Source organism: Streptococcus cristatus ATCC 51100 (genome assembly GCF_011612585.1).
Classification (GTDB): Bacteria; Bacillota; Bacilli; order Lactobacillales; family Streptococcaceae; genus Streptococcus; species Streptococcus cristatus_H.
Genome location: NZ_CP050133.1, coordinates 971,279 through 989,371, shown reverse-complemented (window position 1 = coordinate 989,371; position 18,093 = coordinate 971,279). Strand labels below are relative to the sequence as shown.

Annotated in this window: 19 protein-coding genes; 3 read left to right on the top strand and 16 right to left on the bottom strand. The window is 44.0% G+C overall.

Annotated features, from left to right (window positions below; genetic code table 11):
- Nucleotides 1-12: 12 nt before the first annotated feature.
- The 13 genes from pstB to HBA50_RS04815 form a co-directional block, all read right to left on the bottom strand.
- On the bottom strand, nt 13-816 hold the full coding sequence (pstB, locus tag HBA50_RS04875) for a phosphate ABC transporter ATP-binding protein PstB (RefSeq protein WP_045497247.1): 804 nt from the start codon (nt 814-816) through the stop codon (nt 13-15).
- 10 nt (nt 817-826) lie between these two features.
- Complete coding sequence (pstA, locus tag HBA50_RS04870) at nt 827-1,711, bottom strand: phosphate ABC transporter permease PstA (protein WP_045497245.1); 885 nt, start codon at nt 1,709-1,711, stop codon at nt 827-829.
- Complete coding sequence (gene pstC / locus HBA50_RS04865; protein ID WP_045497242.1) at nt 1,701-2,618, bottom strand: phosphate ABC transporter permease subunit PstC; 918 nt, start codon at nt 2,616-2,618, stop codon at nt 1,701-1,703. The genes pstA and pstC overlap by 11 nt, the downstream gene beginning before the upstream one ends.
- Nucleotides 2,615-3,499 (bottom strand): phosphate ABC transporter substrate-binding protein PstS family protein, encoded by an 885-nt coding sequence (locus tag HBA50_RS04860; RefSeq protein WP_045497239.1) that lies wholly within the window; start codon nt 3,497-3,499, stop codon nt 2,615-2,617. The genes pstC and HBA50_RS04860 overlap by 4 nt, the downstream gene beginning before the upstream one ends.
- A 97-nt stretch (nt 3,500-3,596) precedes the next feature.
- Nucleotides 3,597-4,910: an RsmF rRNA methyltransferase first C-terminal domain-containing protein gene (locus HBA50_RS04855; protein ID WP_045497236.1), complete on the bottom strand. Its 1,314-nt coding sequence runs from the start codon at nt 4,908-4,910 to the stop codon at nt 3,597-3,599.
- A 1-nt stretch (nt 4,911) separates the two neighbouring features.
- Nucleotides 4,912-5,682 (bottom strand): inositol monophosphatase family protein, encoded by a 771-nt coding sequence (locus HBA50_RS04850; protein WP_045497233.1) that lies wholly within the window; start codon nt 5,680-5,682, stop codon nt 4,912-4,914.
- Nucleotides 5,672-5,950, bottom strand: a complete 279-nt coding sequence (locus HBA50_RS04845) for a UPF0223 family protein (RefSeq protein ID WP_045497230.1) — start codon at nt 5,948-5,950, stop codon at nt 5,672-5,674. The genes HBA50_RS04850 and HBA50_RS04845 overlap by 11 nt, the downstream gene beginning before the upstream one ends.
- 3 nt (nt 5,951-5,953) lie before the next feature.
- Nucleotides 5,954-6,352, bottom strand: a complete 399-nt coding sequence (locus HBA50_RS04840) for a Spx/MgsR family RNA polymerase-binding regulatory protein (RefSeq protein WP_045497227.1) — start codon at nt 6,350-6,352, stop codon at nt 5,954-5,956.
- A gap of 119 nt (nt 6,353-6,471) precedes the next feature.
- Nucleotides 6,472-7,395 (bottom strand): bifunctional riboflavin kinase/FAD synthetase, encoded by a 924-nt coding sequence (locus HBA50_RS04835; protein WP_306452455.1) that lies wholly within the window; start codon nt 7,393-7,395, stop codon nt 6,472-6,474.
- Between the two features lie 133 nt (nt 7,396-7,528).
- Complete coding sequence (gene galE, locus HBA50_RS04830) at nt 7,529-8,530, bottom strand: UDP-glucose 4-epimerase GalE (RefSeq protein ID WP_045497221.1); 1,002 nt, start codon at nt 8,528-8,530, stop codon at nt 7,529-7,531.
- Between the two features lie 75 nt (nt 8,531-8,605).
- Complete coding sequence (gene galT / locus HBA50_RS04825; RefSeq protein ID WP_045497218.1) at nt 8,606-10,090, bottom strand: UDP-glucose--hexose-1-phosphate uridylyltransferase; 1,485 nt, start codon at nt 10,088-10,090, stop codon at nt 8,606-8,608.
- Nucleotides 10,087-10,746, bottom strand: coding sequence for an HAD family hydrolase (locus HBA50_RS04820; RefSeq protein WP_045497216.1), 660 nt, complete (start codon nt 10,744-10,746; stop codon nt 10,087-10,089). The genes galT and HBA50_RS04820 overlap by 4 nt, the downstream gene beginning before the upstream one ends.
- A gap of 11 nt (nt 10,747-10,757) precedes the next feature.
- Nucleotides 10,758-11,936: a galactokinase gene (locus tag HBA50_RS04815; RefSeq protein ID WP_045497214.1), complete on the bottom strand. Its 1,179-nt coding sequence runs from the start codon at nt 11,934-11,936 to the stop codon at nt 10,758-10,760.
- 197 nt (nt 11,937-12,133) lie between these two features.
- Here HBA50_RS04815 and HBA50_RS04810 point away from each other — a divergent pair, with 197 nt between their 5' ends.
- On the top strand, nt 12,134-13,135 hold the full coding sequence (locus HBA50_RS04810) for a LacI family DNA-binding transcriptional regulator (RefSeq protein WP_045497211.1): 1,002 nt from the start codon (nt 12,134-12,136) through the stop codon (nt 13,133-13,135).
- Nucleotides 13,136-13,149: 14 nt separating this feature from the next.
- Complete coding sequence (birA, locus tag HBA50_RS04805; protein WP_045497208.1) at nt 13,150-14,085, top strand: bifunctional biotin--[acetyl-CoA-carboxylase] ligase/biotin operon repressor BirA; 936 nt, start codon at nt 13,150-13,152, stop codon at nt 14,083-14,085.
- A gap of 82 nt (nt 14,086-14,167) precedes the next feature.
- Here the strand turns inward: birA and HBA50_RS04800 are convergent, their stop codons facing one another.
- The 3 genes from HBA50_RS04800 to dnaG form a co-directional block, all read right to left on the bottom strand.
- Nucleotides 14,168-14,506, bottom strand: a complete 339-nt coding sequence (locus HBA50_RS04800) for a metal-sulfur cluster assembly factor (protein ID WP_045497205.1) — start codon at nt 14,504-14,506, stop codon at nt 14,168-14,170.
- A gap of 125 nt (nt 14,507-14,631) precedes the next feature.
- Nucleotides 14,632-15,744: an RNA polymerase sigma factor RpoD gene (gene rpoD, locus HBA50_RS04795; RefSeq protein WP_005590235.1), complete on the bottom strand. Its 1,113-nt coding sequence runs from the start codon at nt 15,742-15,744 to the stop codon at nt 14,632-14,634.
- A 2-nt stretch (nt 15,745-15,746) separates the two neighbouring features.
- Nucleotides 15,747-17,549 (bottom strand): DNA primase, encoded by a 1,803-nt coding sequence (gene dnaG / locus HBA50_RS04790; protein ID WP_080940850.1) that lies wholly within the window; start codon nt 17,547-17,549, stop codon nt 15,747-15,749.
- Between the two features lie 137 nt (nt 17,550-17,686).
- On the opposite strand from dnaG, the gene mscL reads away from it, so the two are divergent.
- Entirely contained in the window at nt 17,687-18,073 is a 387-nt protein-coding gene (gene mscL, locus HBA50_RS04785) for a large conductance mechanosensitive channel protein MscL (RefSeq protein ID WP_045497200.1), read from the top strand.
- Nucleotides 18,074-18,093 lie beyond the last annotated feature (20 nt).

Genomic DNA, 18,093 nt, shown 5'->3' with positions numbered 1-18,093 from the left:
GTTTCTTCACCTCTAACCAAAATGACCAGAAACATAGTCATTGGTCGACTGCAGTTTGGCATTTTGGAAGATATTAGCAGTCTTGTCGTACTCAATCAAATCTCCCAGATAAAAGAAGCCGGTGTAGTCACTGGCCCGGGCAGCCTGCTGCATATTGTGCGTCACGATGATAATCGTATAGTCCTTTTTGAGCTCAAACATGGTCTCTTCTAGCTGCATGGTTGCAATCGGATCCAGCGCAGAAGCTGGCTCGTCCATAAGCAAGATATCTGGCTTGACCGAAATAGCTCGAGCAATACAGAGCCGTTGCTGCTGACCGCCTGACAAGGTCAAGGCTGACTTATGAAGATCATCCTTGACTTGGTCCCAAAGTGCGGCTTGTTTGAGCGAAGTTTCAACAAGCTCATCCAAAATCTTTTTATCTTTTACACCAGCACGTTCATGGGCAAAGGTAATGTTGCGATAAATAGACTTGGCAAATGGATTAGGCCGTTGAAAAACCATGCCGATGTGCTTACGCATCTCGTAAACGTTGATATCAGAACGATTGACGTCTATTCCTTGGTAAAGAATTTGCCCTGTTACCTTGGCAATATCAATCGTATCATTCATACGGTTGAGACTACGGAGATAGGTCGATTTCCCTGAACCAGACGGACCAATCAGAGCTGTGATTTTATTCTTTTCAAACTGCATATCAATGCCCTTGATGGATTCTTTTTTACCGTAGTAAACATGCAAATCCTTGGTCGAAAGGGCTACCTTTTCTTCAGGAAAAGTAATGATATGTTTTTCATTCCAATTATATTCTGTCATTGCTTCTCCTTTATGCAGAGGTTAATTTCTTGTGCAAGTAAGAACCGAGTTTGCGGGCTCCAAAGTTGAAAATCAAGATGAAAATCAGAAGCACCGCTGCTGATCCTGCTGACACCACAGTGCCATCAGGAATGGTTCCTTCACTATTGACCTTCCAGATATGGACAGCAAGAGTCTCCGCCTGCCGGAAAATCGAAATCGGGCTGGTAATGCTAAAAATGTTCCAATTAGACCAATCCAGAGCTGGCGCGGATTGACCCGCAGTGTAGATCAAGGCAGCTGCTTCACCGAAAATCCGACCAGAAGCAAGGACAATCCCTGTCACAATCCCTGGCAAAGCTTCAGGAATGACTACATGTAGCACGGTTTCCCAGCGAGAAATTCCGAGTGCCAGTCCTGCTTCACGCTGTGTATGGTGAACATGGCGTAAGCTATCCTCGACGTTACGAGTCATCTGAGGCAGATTGAAGACAGTCAGCGCCAAAGCACCAGAAATGATTGAGAATCCATACTCAAACTGGACAACGAAAATCAAATAGCCAAAGAGTCCGACTACTACGGATGGCAGCGAGGACAGGATTTCAATACAGGTACGGACAAAGTTGGTCACTGGGCCTTTCTTAGCATACTCTGACAGATAAACTCCAGCCCCCATAGAGAGAGGAACAGAGATAATCAGAGTAATCACCAGCAGAAAGAAGGAATTGTAGAGCTGAATCCCAATACCACCGCCAGCTTGGTAAGAAGAAGATTTTCCAGTCAGGAAAGACCAAGAGATATGCGGCAATCCTCTTACCAGAATATAAAGAATCAGAGAGGCAAGGATGGCAACAATGATACCAGCTATCGTGTAGAGGATACCAGTCGCCAATTTATCTAATTTCTTAGCGTGCATAGTTCTTCTTACCTCTTTCTTTTGTAATCAGTTTAATGACACTGTTAAAGGCTAAGCTCATCATCAAGAGCACCAGAGCCAGAGACCAGAGAACGTTATTATCCACTGTTCCCATAACGGTATTTCCGATACCCATGGTCAAGACAGAAGTCAGGGTCGCCGCAGGTGTTGTCAGAGAGGTTGGAATCACCGCAGAGTTACCAACGACCATCTGGATAGCTAGGGCTTCACCGAAGGCACGTGCCATTCCAAAGACCACTGCTGTAAAAATACCTGAGCGAGCAGCCTTGAGTGTTACCCGCCAAATTGTCTGCCAGCGCGTTGCGCCCATAGCTAGACTAGCTTCACGGTAGTGACGCGGCACAGCACGAAGACTGTCCGTCGTCATAAAGGTTACTGTCGGCAAAATCATGACAAAGAGCACAAAAATACCAGACAAAATCCCAAATCCGGTACCACCAAAAACAGTCCGAACAAAGGGAACAACAACCTGCAAGCCGATAAATCCGTACACAACAGACGGAATCCCGACCAAGAGCTCGATCGCAGGCTGAAGAATCTTAGCTCCTTTAGGCGATACTTCAGTCATAAAGACGGCTGCTCCAATAGCAAAGGGAGTTGCAATCAATGCTGACAGAATGGTAACGATAAAGGAACCCAAAATCATCGGAAGGGCACCGAATTCCTTACCTGACGGATTCCAAGTGGAGCCAAACAAGAATTCAAATACATTAATTCCGTTGACAAAGAAGGTCGACAGCCCTTTTTGTGCTACGAAGATTAAAATCATGGCTACAATCAGGACGATTAAAGCCAGGCAGGCAAAGGTGATATATTTACCAAATTTTTCCAGACGAGAGTTTTTCGAAGGGGATAGTAATTTTTTTGCTAATTCTTCATTTCTCATTTGCTATCTCCTTTTAAAGTCGTAACATTTCCATCAGCATCCTTGCTGACCTGCATTTCCTTGATGGAAATATAGCCCATTCCTGAGACAATCCCATCCTGAACTTCGTCTGACAGCATGTAGTCCAAAAACTCTGCTGCAAGACCAGTCGGCTTGCCCAATGTATACATATGCTCATAAGACCAGAGTGGCCAAGCATTGGTCGCAACATTCTTAGCCGTAGGCTCGTAGCCATTGAGCTTCAAAGTCTTGACAGAATCATCCACATAAGCAAAGGCCAGATAAGAGATGGCTCCCGGTGTTTGAGAAACAATGGACTTAACCATCCCATTTGAATCCTGCTCCTGACTTTGAACGGCTGATTTACCATTCATGATGACACTGTCAAACGTTGCTCGAGAACCAGAGCTTGCCGCACGGTTGATGATGGAAATCTCTAGATTTTTACCGCCCAGCTGCTTCCAGTTGGTCACTTCACCAGTAAAAATCTTCTGCAGCTGCTCCGCTGTTAAATTATCGACGGATACTTCTTTATTGACAATCACGGCAATTCCAGCGACGGCTACCTTGTGGTCAACAAGGGCTGAAGCATTAATCCCTTCTTTTTCCTCAGCAAACACATCTGAGTTGCCAATTTCAACCGCACCAGACTGAACCTGAGACAAGCCCGTACCTGATCCGCCACCTTGAACATTGACCGTTTTTCCAATATTGGCTGAACCAAACTCATCCGCTGCAGCTTCAACGAGCGGCTGAAGAGCTGTCGAACCAACGGCAGTCATGGACTCCCCTCGGTCAATCCAGCTGGAGCAAGCAGAGAGGCTAACTGCAACTAGAACTAGAATCGCTGACAAAATCAGCTTATATTTTTTCTTTACCATTTTTCTCCTCGAAATCTTGAGAATGATAGTGGAATGTCTATTTGAAAGAAACTGAAAATCCCACTATATCCACTATAACATAGAAAGAGGGCTTTGCCTAGTCTTTTGAACGAAAGCGAAGCCCCTTTGGGAAATAATTTTTCAAGGTATTTCCAGTAATTTTTGCAAAACCCAAACCGTTTCCTTGGGCAAGCACTTGATACCAGCCATTTGGACAATTTTGAGAGAGTTGAACCGTCTCACCTGCTACATATTTACTAAAGGCCTCATCATCAATCTCAAGGACTGAGACGACTTCACTAGGCCTCAAGGCTAAACCTAAGGCAAAGCTCGGTTCAAAGCGATTTTTCTTAAATTCACCCAGATGCAGGCCATTGCGAGCAATTTTCAGCTTGGAGACATCTGGCAGTCCAGCTGGCAGCAGATATAGATTGTCCCCAAAAGTATCTAAATGTCCTTCTAGCTCAATTTTCAGATGCTTTTTCTGGAAATCTTGCCAGAGTTTTCTCTGCTCTGCTGTCAATTTATTTTTGGCTGCCTTGATTTTTTTAGCAGACTGACTTCCTGTAAAGCGAAATTTCGCTACAAATTGCCCTTCTCCCTTGAAATGGTGGGGATACATACGAGCTGTTTCTGGGAAATTAATCCCCGCTACCATACCATTGACTTTTGCTATTTCTAGCAATTCCAAAGGAAAATTCTCTAAAAGCCAAGCAACAATTTCTTCATTTTCTTCAGGTGCCCAAGTGCAAGTTGAATAAAGCAACTGCCCGCCTGTCGCCAACATCTTGACAGCGTCCTCTAGAATTTCTCGCTGGAGACGCGCACACTGGGCAGGATATTCCGGACTCCAATACTGAGTAGCATCTGGCTGCTTGCGGAACATCCCTTCGCCAGAGCAAGGAGCATCCAGAACGATGAGGTCAAAATAGCCCTGATAAACCTTAGCCAATCGATCCGCAGATTCGTTGGTGACAAGGACATTTCGCGCTCCAAAACGCTCAATATTTTCCACCAAAATTTTACTGCGTTTGGCATTGATTTCGTTAGAAACTAGCACACCTGTATTATCTAGATAAGAGAGTAGATGAGTAGATTTTCCACCTGGTGCGGCGGCCAAGTCCAGAACTTTCATGCCTTTTTGTGGTGCTGCAACCTGAGCGACCATTTGCGCAGCTGGCTCCTGAGAATAAACTAGTCCCGTGACATGTTCTACCGACTTCCCAGACGCTTTTCCGTAATGTCCCCAGTCTGTGTTCGGGATAGCATTCACAAAATCTTTCTGATTTTCTTTTAAAGGATTGCTGCGAAAGGCTGAAATCGGATCTTGTTCAAAAGTCGCAAAAAAAGCCTCTGCTTCCTTCCCCAAGAGCTCCTCATACTTTTCCTTAAAACCTACTGGAAAGTCCATACTAGCCTTTTCCCTTTCGTAAATACTCTTGTAATTCGTCTAACTTACACTTTGGTGCAATCATAATCGGCTCCTGAGTCTGAAAATTTGGATGATTGCCATCTAGAGTCTGAATGACGAAGCCTAGTTTGTCAGCCATCACATAGGCAGCAGCGTAGTCCCAAGGCCAATTATAAGAGAAATAGGCCGCCAAACCACCCGCCAGAGCCTTGCCAAAACTAATCCCAGCGCTGCCATAGACACGCACGCCTAGGCAAGTACGAGATAAGTCAGCCACTCCCCAGTGATTATGCTCAAGCATACATGCATTTGAAGCGATCAAATATTGCTGCAAGGGCTTATCGATAAAAGAAGACAACTTTCTGTCATTGCAGTAAACATCAAAAGCCCCGCCTCCATGAAAAAGCTGGTCCCTTGTCACATCGTAGATCAAACCGAACTTGCCCTGCCCATTTTCAAAATAAGCCAACATAATAGCAAAATCAGCCCGCTGGGTAATGAAATTATTGGTGCCATCAATGGGATCAATCACCCAGACATTGCCGTCCGCGATGTCGTGTCGCAGGTCATTTTCCTCAGCCAAAATCGCGTCGTTCGGATACTGAGCTAAAATTTTCCCAACCAAGTCATCCTGGATGATCCGATCCATTTGAGTCACCAAGTCAGTCGGACTGCTCTTTTGTAGGACATCCAAGTCATCATAGAGATGGTCTCTTAAAAAGGCACCTGCCTGATAAACTATTTCTTTCGCAAAATGAAATTTATTTTCCAAGAGAAATCATTCCTTTCCCTTTCCTTTTTGCCTCCTGAACAGCGCGATAAAGAGAGTAGCCACTGACCGTCTCAAACTCACGGCCGAGTCGCTTCTCTTCTCCCTTGCTGGGAACAACTTTCTTGAAGACTGTATAGGACTGGAGCAGTTTCTCCGCTTGAATCTTCTGTTCATAGGCTTGCTCTACATCATTAAAAAAAGAAAGCACTGAAGCAAGCTCTTCAGTGCTCCACGATAAGTCTAGTGGGTAACTATAATTTTTTTCCATATTTTAAATATCAGCACGCATAGTTGCGGCTCTGAGTTCTTCTTTCCGATATCCTCTAGGCAAGAAAGCACGGATTTCATCTTCATTGAAGCCGATTTGCATTCGTTTACCATCAAGGATAATTGAGCGACGCAAAAGACTAGGATTTTCCTCAATCAGCTTAATGAGTGTTGAAATCGATAAATCCTCTACGTCTAAATCTAGTTTTTGAAAAATTTTTGAGCGGGTTGAGATGATGTCATCAGTGCCATTTTCTGTCAATGAAAGAATATGTTGCAATTCTGGAGCAGACAGAGGGCTCGTCATGATATTATGCTCCGTAAATGGAACTTCATGACTAATCAACCAAGCACGCGCCTTGCGACAGGAAGTGCAGCTAGGCGATAAAAATAATGTAATCATGCTGTTCTCTTCTTATTTTTATATAGTAACTAACTCTATTATACTAAATTTTATCTCTCTTGACTAGATATTTTTGAGAATCGGCTCGAAATACTAAGAAAAATATCAAAAATCGACATTTATTCCGAACATTCCCAGTTTTTTGCCACTTCTTCATCACTCTTTAATTGAGCAACCAGTTCTTCAATACCATCAAATTTGACCATATCACGAATCTTATCCAGCCAGATAATTCGAATCGTATCGCCATAGATTTCCTCCGCAAAGTCAAATAGATTGGCTTCAAAACGAAGCTCATCTCCTTCAAAGGTCACATTTTTGCCAACGCTAGCCATGCCTCGATAAAACTTGCCATTGTGCTCAACATCTACTACATAAACACCATCTGCTGGCAAAATCACGCGATCCAAAGGGGCTAGATTGGCCGTTGGATAGCCAATGGTACGCCCTCTAGCATTGCCATGAACCACAATGCCCCGCGTAGAGAGAGGATAGCCTAATAGCTGATGCGCCTTGGCAACATCACCAGTTTGGATGGTCTCTCTAATCCGAGTAGAAGAGATTTTTTCCTCATCTTGATTGACTGATGAAACGATGACAATCTGACCACCGAAATAGTCTGCAAGCTCCTCTGCCTTTCTCTTGTCAGATCCAAAATGGTAATCAAAACCTGCTACAACTGCCTTTGCTTTAAGCGCAGCAACGTACTTATCAAAAAATTCTTGGGCCGTGTTCTTAGAAAAATGGCTAGTAAAGTCAATCAAGTAAAGGTAGTCCACACCCAAATTTTCTAAGTGAGCAGCTCGTTCCTCCGGATGATTCAAATGCAACATCAACTCTGGCTGATAGCGGACAAAAGCTAATTTTGGTGACTCAGGAAAGGTCAGTACCGCAATCTTCAGTCCTTGCTCATCCGCTATTTTCCTAGCTTCCTTAAAAAGTGTCTGATGTCCCTTATGCAGGCCGTCAAAATAGCCCAGAACCAAGACTGTATCTTCTTCCTGATTTATCTCTAATTCATTATTTATTCGTCTTATTTTCATCATTTTTCTATTTTACTATGTATCCGCTTTTTTTACAACAAATTAAATCTCATGAAAAGAACTTCTAACACTCCAAAGAAACACCTTGCTATCTCTAACAAAGTGTCTCTGTAAATATTTTAAACTACACTGATTACTGGCGATCATCATAGCCATTTGGATGACTGGAATGCCATTTCCAAGCAGTTTCGATAATGGTTTCGATATTGTCAAATTTCGGCTGCCAGCCCAAAACTTCTCTTGCTTTCTCAGAGGAAGCAATCAGCGTATCTGGATCCCCTGGGCGTCGCTCTGCTATTTCCAAAGGAATAGGATGTCCGGTCACTTTGCGTGCTGCTTCTACAATCTGCAGGTTGGAAAAACCAGTCGAAGAGCCAAGGTTAAAGGCATCTGAAGGCTGTCCTGCACGCAGATGCTCAACAGCCAGAATATGGGCGTCAGCCAAGTCGAAAGGATGGACATAATCGCGGACATTGGTTCCGTCTGGAGTATCGTAATCGTCTCCAAAAACGGCAATCTTCTCACGTTTGCCCTGAGCCACCTGGAGCACAATGGGCAGGAGATGGGTTTCTGGTCCATGGTCCTCGCCAATCGATCCGTCGGGCTTGGCACCAGCCACATTGAAATAACGCAGGGCTACAAACTTAATGCCATAAGCCTGGTCTGCCCAGCGCATAATGGTCTCCATCATAAGCTTGCTCTCACCATAAGGATTAATCGGCTTTTGCGGAGTCGTTTCCAGAATCGGAACTTCCTCAGGAATGCCATAAGTTGCCGCAGTCGAAGAAAAGACAATGTTTTTAATGCCGCATTCCTGCATGACCTCCAAAAGAGAAACCATACCGGCTGTGTTATTGTCAAAATATTTGAGCGGATCAACCATAGACTCTGCGACCAGTGAAAAGGCAGCAAAGTGAATGACTGCATCGATGGATAGATGTTTAGCAAAGACATCACGCATGAAGTCCTTATCCGCCAAATCCCCCTCATAAAAGACTGCTTGAGGATGGACGGCTGCGCGATGGCCAGTCACCAAATTATCAACGACGACTACCTCTTCCTTACCTGCTTCTACCAAACGGTCTACCATGTGCGAGCCGATATAACCAGCTCCACCTAATACTAAAATTGCCATGTTTCTCTCTTTCTTGTCTTGATTTTTATTTAACTATTCTATCAAAAATAGGGACAAATGAAAACTCTCCTGCAATTATTCCTCATTCAAACCAACAGATTGGACAAAGCGCATGAAAGCTTCCTTGCCCTCCTCTGTTCGCTTGTAAACTCCTGCATCTTCCAGTACACTGCTGAAAATTTGTCCAACCGATGCTTGCACTATTCCTTCCACCGTCTCAGCGGTAACATCTGGATTCTGGTCTTTGAGTTGATTGGCCCACTCCTGATGATAGGCAGCGACCCGACAGTCTTCTCCCAGCAAGAAAAGTTTCACCTGCTTGAGTTCTTCCTTGAGCCGAGGCGGCAGAATAGCCAGCCCCATAACCTCAATCAGGCCGATATTTTCTTTCTTAATATGCTGAACATCTCTATGAGGGTGGTAAATGCCGTCCGGATATTCTGGGGAAGTTTGATTGTCCCGCAAGACTAAGTCCAGCTCAAAAGTTCCATCTTTTCTGCGGGCAATCGGTGTGATGGTATGGTGCGGCTCACCCTCAGACTCTGCCAACACCTGCACACTTGGGTCAGAATAAGTTCGCCAAATTTGCAAGATCTTGTCAGCCAACTCAATCAAGAGTTCTTTCTTCTCAGACCTCAGACGAATGACAGACATGGGCCACTTGACAATACCTGCTTCCACCTCTTCAAATCCGCTAAAAGTAAAGCTGCAATCCAGCTCTGCCATTTCCATAGGGAAGGTATGACGTCCGCCCTGATAGTGGTCGTGGGTCAGGATAGAGCCGCCAACAATCGGCAGGTCGGCGTTAGAACCTGCGAAATAGCCTGGAAAGGTCTCAACGATGTCCAGCAGGCGCTCAAAGGTCAGCCGGCTGATAGCCATAGGAAGGTGCTGACTGTGCAGAAAGATGCAATGCTCATTAAAGTAGGCATAGGGCGAATACTGAAAACCCCACTCCTGTCCAGCCAAGTCAAAGCGGATAATCCGATGATTGGCGCGAGCTGGGTGGTCCAAGCGACCTTGGTAGCCTTCGTTTTCCATGCAAAGCTGGCAGGCTGGATAATGGCTATTCTTAGCCTTTTTAGCTGCCGCAATTTCCTTGGGATCCTTTTCTGGCTTAGAGAGATTGATGGTGATTTCCAAATCTCCATATTCAGTCGGTGCTTTGAAAGCAATGTTTTTAGCAATGGCCTTGACCTTGATATAGTCATTCTTTTGACTAAGCTGGTAAAAATCAGCCACAGCTTGCTCGGGATTGGAGGCATAAGTCGTCCAAAAGTCCCGATTGAGCTGGCTAGGGGCTGGTGTGATGAAGTTCATAAGCTCAGCACCAAGGATTTCACGCGCAGTCTGACTATCCTCAATCGTCTCTAATCTAACTGCCTCCTCAACCAGCTGGTCCTTGAGGTCAATCAAGTCATCCAACTCAGTCTCAACTTCTAAAACACCATCTCCCACTCGTGCCAAAACACGATTGGTCAGGTAGATTCGATCCATTTCCTCAAATGAACTTTCAGAAATGACTTCTGTGATAAATGCATCTAGAACTCCCTGACTCATTGATTCTCCTTCTTACATTCTAAATAGTCTCTGACAGCGTCTAAATCCTGAAAAACTTGTTCTGTTTTATTTAAGAAAGACTGCGCTGGTATTTTTAAGTCTGGAATACAAATGGCTGGTATCCCAGCTCTATACGCTGCCTCAATCCCTGCTTCACTATCCTCTAGTACTAAGCAATTCTCTGGTAAAACGTTCAAATCTCTACAGGCCTTTAAAAATATATCAGGGTAAGGTTTGCTTCGCTTTACATCTTTTGCAAAAACTAGATGGTCAAATAGGGACAGTATACCATTGCTATCCAAGATCATTCTCGCTCGAGATTCAACACTTGAAGTTGCTAAGGCGATCGGAATACCTTCTCTTTGCAAAAAAGCAAGCAAATTTTTAGCACCTTTTTTTAAATTTACACCTTTGGCTAATATTCGAGCTTCCAGTTCATAAACTTTTTCCAAGGTTTGGTCAAAGTTCCAAGGTAAATCATAGGTAGCCAAAAATCGTTGAACATTCTCCTCTTCCCTATGTCCACTGTATTCTCTAGAATATGTTTCTTCTGTGAAAGGAATTCCAAAATCTTTAAGCAATTCTTGATAAACTTTTAGAGAAATGATCTCAGTATCAGCTAATAAGCCATCTAAATCAAATATTACAGCGTCCATTTACTTCTCTCCTAGTCTAAAACTCGACTGCCACCTGCAACTTCAGCGATATAGAAGCTTGGAGCATATCCAACGACTTCCTCGTAGTGCTTGCCTACAGCTTCCTTAAAGGCCTCAACAGCATCTTTTCGCACCAAGGCAATGGCACAGCCACCAAAACCTGCCCCTGTCATACGAGCTCCCAAAACACCTTCTTGCTCCCAGGCTGTGTGAACCAAGGTGTCCAGCTCTAGACCAGTCACTTCGTAGTCATGTTCTAGAGAAACGTGAGAAGCATTCATGAGACGGCCAAACTTGTCAAGATCGCCTGCCTGCAAAGCTGCCTGAGCTTGCAAAGTACGCTGATTTTCTAAAACAGCATGGCGAGCCCGTTTGAGACGATTTTCGTCCTCTATCAGATAGCTATACTCGTCAAAGGACCACTCATCCAACTCACCCAAGGTAGCGATAGATAGCTTGCTGTTCAGTTCTTCAACAGCTTTTTCGCACTCCGCCCGACGCTCATTGTACTTAGAGTCAGCTAACTCACGACGCTTGTTGGTATTCATAATCACTACGACATTGTCCTTGAGATCAAGCGGCACCAAGTCATATTCAAGAGTATTGGTATCTAGGTAAATAGCCCGCTGGTCAGCTCCCATTCCGATAGCAAACTGGTCCATGATGCCAGAATTAACCCCGATAAATTCATTCTCAGTTAATTTACCGATTTTCACTAGGTCCAGACGTTCCAACTGCAAATCAAAGAATTTCTCAGCAATGACACCCGTCAAAAGCTCTAGCGATGCAGAAGAAGACAAGCCCGAGCCGTTGGGAATATTTCCATAAACATAGACATCCATGCCTCGGTCAATCGTATGGCCTGCCTCCTGCATAAAATGCAGGACTCCTTTCGGATAGTTGGTCCAGTTATGCTCAGGCTCAAAGTGCAGGTTTTCCAGCGGCACTTCAATAATCCCTTTTTCTTCAAAATTCCCTGAGAAGAATCGCAAGAGCTGGTCGTCCCGCTTGCGAGCCGCTCCATAAGTTCCAAGAGAAATGGCTGCAGGAAAGACATGGCCGCCGTTATAGTCCGTATGCTCGCCGATCAGATTGATCCGACCGGGTGAAAAGAAAGTGTGGTCCGCTTCTACTCCAAAAACCTTGGCAAAATCTGCGCGGATTTGCTCTACTGAAATGACATTTGACATAAACTAAACTCCTTTAAAATGATGATCGATATTGTAATCGTTTTCTTATCTTTATTATAACTATTTTCAAGTAAAACTTCAATAATTTTAGTAAAATTTTACTTAAGAAAATTATTAGATATTATTTACTAAATTCCTCTTTGTTATTTACTTGTTTTTGAGGTATAATAGCCCATATAAGACAATAGGAGAAAAAAATGGCTACGATTAAGGATATTGCCCAAGCTGCTGGGGTCTCTCCCGCTACGGTCTCTCGCGTACTCAACTACGACCCAGCCATGTCGGTCAGTGATGGCACTCGTAAAAAGATTTTTGACATCGCTGAGCAGCTGAACTATAAAAAATCAAGAAAAACCAAGCCAAATAAGACTCAGGCCTACCGTATTGGGCTCATTGAATGGTACACTGAGCAGGAAGAGCTCGATGACCTCTACTACTACTCTATTCGCTTGGGTATTGAAAAAAAAGCCCAAGAATTGGGCTATGAGATTCAAAGAGTGTTTCAAAATGATTCTCTTGAGCAATTGAAAGATATTGATGGCTTGATTGCCATCGGCAAATTCAGCCCAGCTCAAATCCAGCAGCTAGAGCAGTACAGCAACCACTTAGTTTTTGTCGATAGTGATACGCTTAATGCAGGCCACAGCTGTGTAACGGTTGATTTTGAGAATGCTGTACAGAAGGTTCTTGAGCACTTCATGAACGCTGGTTTTGACCAGATTGGCATGATTGCCGGGCAAGAAAGAACCTCTGACCAAGCTAGCGTTATCAGTGACCCTCGTTTAGCGAGTTTTAAGCAGTATCTATCCGAAAAAGGAATCTTTCAAGCTGACTTGGTTAAGGTAGGCAGTTTTTCTTCGGAATCAGGCTATCAGATGATGACTGAGCTTCTTAGCGAGCACAAGGACCAGCTGCCACCCGCCTTCTTCATCTCTAGCGATGCTTTAGCAATTGGTGCCTTGCGGGCTTTGCAAGAACACGGAATTCAGGTTCCCCAAGATGTCAGCATCATTTCATTTAATGATACGTCTATTGCTAAGTATATCTATCCCAGTCTCAGTACGGTCACCGTTTTTACTGAAGAAATGGGCAAGCAGGCTCTGCACATTCTGAATCAAATTTTAACATCCGAAGAGGATTCCATTCCCTATATGGTCAAACTTTCTACCAAGCTGACCATTCGAGAAAGCAGTATTTAACAGAGAAAGAACGAATGAAAACCTACGAACAATTATTTACCATTCTCAGCCAAGCTGACGATTATGTCAATGGAGAAAGTCTAGCTCAGACATTAGGCATTTCCAGAACCTCCATTTGGAAGGCCATTCAACGCTTGGAAAAAGAAGGAATCCAGATTGATTCCGTTAAAAATCGGGGCTATAAGCTCAAAGCAGGGGATTTACTAATCCCAGAAATCATTGAAAAGGAGGCACCCATCAAGGTTTCCTTCAAACCCAACTGCCAATCTACTCAGATAGATGCCAAAGCAGGTCTGGAAGCGGGCGGCGAAGCAAATACCCTCTATCTAGCTGCTGCTCAATCAGCCGGACGCGGTCGCTTCGGCCGAAACTTTTTCTCTCCAAAACAAGGCGGCTTTTACATGTCCCTCCATCTCAAGCCCGACCTGGCTTTCGATCAAATTCCTGCCTATACTCTCCTAACAGCTGGAGCCATCTATCAGGCTGTAAAAAATCTAACTCTCATAGACATAGATATCAAGTGGGTCAACGATATTTACTACAAAGATAAAAAAATCGCAGGCATTTTAACCGAGGCTACTACTTCAGTCGAGACAGGCTTAGTCACAGATATTATTATCGGGGTCGGGTTTAACTTTTGCATTAATGATTTTCCAGAAGAATTGGAATCTAAGGCTGGATCACTCTTTACAGAGCGAGCTCCTATCAGCAGAAATGAGCTGATTGCTGAAATCTGGAGATGTTTCTACGAAAGCGATCCCCAAGACCTACTCTATCTTTACAAAAAGCACTCTCTAGTCCTCGGTCGCCAAGTGAGCTTCCAGCAAAATAATCAAACCTATAAGGGAATTGCTAGCGATATCTCAGACAGTGGCCAACTTCTAGTCCAGTTGGAGAACGGCCAAAATATCTGGCTCAACAGCGGGGAAATTTCACTGACTAGCTGGTAGTTTGTATAAAATTGCATTCAAAAAGCACTTGATGTTCCATTCAAGCGCTTTTCTGTATAGTCTTTCTTCCAGTGTGATGTCGCTATTTAATCCCTAATGCAATTCGAGCATAACGACTCATCTTTTCCACTGTCCAAGCGGGATACCAAACCAACTTAACATCCGTCTTGGTAACCTCAGGAACATCTGACATGGCGTCATAAATCTGGTCAGTCAGAAGATCCGCCAGAGGGCATCCCATAGTGGTCAAGGTCATATCGATTTCCGTTTCTCCAGTGGTCTCATCAAAACGGATCTCATAAATCAAGCCGAGATTGACAATATCAATTCCCAGCTCTGGGTCGATGACCTGCTCCAAGCTCTCCAAAATACGCGTTTTAATCTTTTCAACTTCTTCGGGGCTGTATTTTTTTTCTGACATGCATATCCTCCTTATAGATATAGCAGAAAGTTCAAGTTAGCTCGAGGGGGCTTTTGTTTTCAGCTAGGATTGCCTACTTGACACTTCCTACTGAAAGATTCCTGCCCCTTCTTGCTCTTCAGTTCTTAATCTTCGATAAAGTCTCTGAGTGGTTTGCTACGACTTGGATGGCGGAGTTTACGTAGGGCCTTGGCTTCAATCTGGCGAATCCGCTCACGGGTGACATTGAAGACCTTGCCAACATCTTCCAGTGTCCGCATTTTCCCATCGTCCAGACCAAAGCGCAGACGCAAGACGTTTTCCTCACGATCTGTCAAAGTATCCAAGACCTCATCCAACTGCTCACGAAGAACGACACGAGTTGTGTAATCAACTGGATTTTCAATCACTTCGTCTTCGATAAAGTCTCCTAGATGGCTATCGTCCTCTTCACCGATAGGTGTTTCCAGAGAAACTGGCTCTTGAGCAATCTTGAGAATCTCACGAACCTTGTCCGGCGTCATATCCATACGCTCAGCAATTTGCTCTGGTGTTGGGTCTTGACCCAATTCCTGCAAGAGATTGCGTTGCTCACGGACCAATTTGTTAATGGTTTCCACCATATGGACTGGAATCCGAATAGTCCGAGCTTGGTCAGCGATCGCACGGGTAATGGCCTGACGAATCCACCAAGTCGCATAAGTTGAAAACTTAAATCCTTTAGTATAGTCAAACTTATCAACGGCTTTCATCAGTCCCATATTTCCTTCTTGAATCAAATCAAGGAACTGCATACCACGACCGACATAGCGCTTGGCAATGGAAACAACTAGACGAAGGTTGGCCTCAGCCAGGCGCTGCTTGGCTTCTAAGTCTCCCTGCTCTACCAAAATCGCCAGCTCTTGCTCTTCTTCATTGCTAAGAAGCGGCACAACCCCGATTTCCTTCAGATACATGCGAACTGGGTCATTAACCTTGGCTGAATTGCTACCCAAGAGCTCTTCATCGGTCAGTTCTACTTCTTCCTCTTCAGTATTCAAGACACGCGCGCTAGGATTTCCTTCCTTATCCGTGATAGAAATGCCCGCATCCTGAATGCGTTGCAGCAAATCCTCAATCCCATCGGCGTCCAAAGTGAAAGGAATGACCAGTTGGTCATTGATTTCATCGTCTGTCGCTACACCTGTCTGCTTGTGGTTGCGGATGAATTCTGCAATTTGAACGTCTAATGTTGTTACTTCTTTTTGTTTTGTAGCCATACCTACTCCATTCTTCTTTTTTGTGCGATTAAGCGCTCCACCTCTAATATAGCGGCATTCTCATCTCCAGTATGCAAAGCTTCTCGAATCTTTTTGCTAATCAGCTGATTATTCTTACGAAGCAATTCGCGTTCCCTAGTCAGTTCTACTTCTGCTAACTCTCCGTCTTCCATCTCCTCTGGCAAATCTTCCTCCAACATCCGATACCAAAGTTGCTGGACTCTTTCCGGTAAGCTAGATAAATCCTGCGAGGTTACTTCACCATTGGCTAGTAAAAGCTCGTATAACTCCTGCAGTTCCGCCGTATCAAAGGCAAAATCCGTGCGAAGCCGATAGCTATTTAAAACCAGCGGATTGTGTACCATACGATAAAGGATATGGATCTCTGCCTTTATCAACCGTGATAGCTGTTTAGACAGTGGAAGATCTACCAGTACAGGTCTTCTTAGAGATTCTGACTGCTGTCCGCTTCGACTACTTCGCTCAGCCAAACGACTATTGTTAACCGTATTCTCTACCTGCTGATAATCAAAATCCGGCAGCAACTCAGCCAACATATAAATATAGGAATTCTGAGCTGTAATAGATTGCGTCTGAGCAATAATAGGCGCCATTCGCTCCACGAATTCAATCTGAGCCTGCAAATTTTCAATATTATCCGGCTTGAGATAGCGTAAAAGGAACTCTACATCACTAATTCGCGTTTTGGTCAGAAATTGTCGCAATTCTTCGGCAGAATTTTTAGCAATAAATTCATCCGGATCCATATTGTCAGGAAAGGACACAATCTCTACCGACATATCCCGTAGCTCCTCTAAAGCCTTAGCTGTCGCAGCCTGACCAGCCCTATCTCCATCATAAGTCAGAATAATTTTCTTGCAATACTTACGCAGGTGCTGGACATGCTCAGGTGTCAGAGCTGTTCCCATCGATGCGACTGCATTTTCAACTCCAGCCCGATAAGCCGCGATCACGTCCATAAAGCCTTCCATCAGATAGACTTCATGGCTCTTCTTGATAACCGGCTTGGCCTTATCCAGATGATAAAGCTCATAGCTTTTATTAAAAATAGGGGTGCTGCGACTATTCTTATACTTGGCAGTCTGTGAACCAGCCTCCGAATCTTGCCAAATTCGACCAGAAAAGGCGACAACCTGACCCTTGTCATTGGTCAAGGGAAACATAATCCGGTTCTGAAAAGCATCATAGACCAGATTATTCTCTGCCAGATTAAAAAGACCCGAGTTCATGATAGTGGACTCATCAAACTTACCAGCCATACTCTTATGAAGATAGTTGCCTTCATTAGGAGCCAAGCCGATTTGAAAATGCTTAATGACCTCATCTGTCAGCCCACGATTGTAGAGATAAGCGCGTGCTTCTTCTCCTATTTTGGTCGTCATCAGAACCGCATGGTAAAACTTCGCTGCCTCTGTATGAATATCGTAGAGCGCCTGATGCGGATGAGCCTGTCTCGGTCGATCTGCGCTAGCTCTCTCCATCCCTAAGGAAATGCCCGCTCTGTCTGCGACAATCTGAACAGCATCCATGAAGGATACGCCTCGGTAGTCCTCAATAAACTTGAAAACATCCCCCGACTTGCCACAGCCAAAACAGTGATAAAACTGCTTGTCCTCTACAACGTTGAAAGAGGGCGTCTTTTCGCCATGAAAGGGACAAAGTCCCAGAAAATTTCTCCCAGCCTTGGTCAAGGCTACTGTTTCTCCTATGACATCGACGATATTGACACTATTTTTTATTTCAGAAATCATTTCTTTATCCAATAGACAATACCTCCAATTCATCACAGAATATCACTCTATATTCTATAATAATTTGACGCAAATGTAAAACATTTGATAGGCAAATAACTTGAAATAATTGCTTCTTTAAGCTATAATATAATCTCAAATATTAAATTATTTTTTGAAAGGAAAAGAAAATGTTAAAGGATCTTAAAGAATTTTTGCTACGCGGTAACGTGATTGACTTGGCAGTCGGGGTTATCATTGCGAACGCTTTCGGAGCAATCGTCAACTCATTGATTACTGACGTTATCACTCCCCTCTTCCTCAACCCAATTTTGAAAGCTGCAAACTTGAAGCAAATCGCTGAATTGAAATGGAACGGAATTGCTTATGGTAATTTCTTGAGCGCCGTGATCAACTTCTTAGTAATCGGTACTGTTCTCTTCTTCATCGTTAAGGCTGCGGAAAAAGCACAAAATCTTACTAAGAAAAACGAAGAAGCTGCTGAAGAAGCACCAGCTGGACCAACAGAACTTGAAGTTCTGCAAGAAATCAAGAGCTTGCTTGAAAAACAAAGCTAATATCCAAACAGCACTGAAAA

Excerpts from the sequence above, each read along its gene's own strand:
- pstB (WP_045497247.1), bottom strand. The coding sequence starts at position 816 with ATGACAGAATATAATTGGAATGAAAAACATATCATTACTTTTCCTGAA.
- pstA (WP_045497245.1), bottom strand. The coding sequence starts at position 1,711 with ATGCACGCTAAGAAATTAGATAAATTGGCGACTGGTATCCTCTACACG.
- pstC (WP_045497242.1), bottom strand. The coding sequence starts at position 2,618 with ATGAGAAATGAAGAATTAGCAAAAAAATTACTATCCCCTTCGAAAAAC.
- HBA50_RS04860 (WP_045497239.1), bottom strand. The coding sequence starts at position 3,499 with ATGGTAAAGAAAAAATATAAGCTGATTTTGTCAGCGATTCTAGTTCTA.
- HBA50_RS04855 (WP_045497236.1), bottom strand. The coding sequence starts at position 4,910 with ATGGACTTTCCAGTAGGTTTTAAGGAAAAGTATGAGGAGCTCTTGGGG.
- HBA50_RS04845 (WP_045497230.1), bottom strand. The coding sequence starts at position 5,950 with ATGGAAAAAAATTATAGTTACCCACTAGACTTATCGTGGAGCACTGAA.
- HBA50_RS04840 (WP_045497227.1), bottom strand. The coding sequence starts at position 6,352 with ATGATTACATTATTTTTATCGCCTAGCTGCACTTCCTGTCGCAAGGCG.
- HBA50_RS04835 (WP_306452455.1), bottom strand. The coding sequence starts at position 7,395 with ATGAAAATAAGACGAATAAATAATGAATTAGAGATAAATCAGGAAGAA.
- galE (WP_045497221.1), bottom strand. The coding sequence starts at position 8,530 with ATGGCAATTTTAGTATTAGGTGGAGCTGGTTATATCGGCTCGCACATG.
- galT (WP_045497218.1), bottom strand. The coding sequence starts at position 10,090 with ATGAGTCAGGGAGTTCTAGATGCATTTATCACAGAAGTCATTTCTGAA.
- HBA50_RS04820 (WP_045497216.1), bottom strand. The coding sequence starts at position 10,746 with ATGGACGCTGTAATATTTGATTTAGATGGCTTATTAGCTGATACTGAG.
- HBA50_RS04815 (WP_045497214.1), bottom strand. The coding sequence starts at position 11,936 with ATGTCAAATGTCATTTCAGTAGAGCAAATCCGCGCAGATTTTGCCAAG.
- HBA50_RS04810 (WP_045497211.1), top strand. The coding sequence starts at position 12,134 with ATGGCTACGATTAAGGATATTGCCCAAGCTGCTGGGGTCTCTCCCGCT.
- birA (WP_045497208.1), top strand. The coding sequence starts at position 13,150 with ATGAAAACCTACGAACAATTATTTACCATTCTCAGCCAAGCTGACGAT.
- HBA50_RS04800 (WP_045497205.1), bottom strand. The coding sequence starts at position 14,506 with ATGTCAGAAAAAAAATACAGCCCCGAAGAAGTTGAAAAGATTAAAACG.
- rpoD (WP_005590235.1), bottom strand. The coding sequence starts at position 15,744 with ATGGCTACAAAACAAAAAGAAGTAACAACATTAGACGTTCAAATTGCA.
- dnaG (WP_080940850.1), bottom strand. The coding sequence starts at position 17,549 with ATGAATTGGAGGTATTGTCTATTGGATAAAGAAATGATTTCTGAAATA.
- mscL (WP_045497200.1), top strand. The coding sequence starts at position 17,687 with ATGTTAAAGGATCTTAAAGAATTTTTGCTACGCGGTAACGTGATTGAC.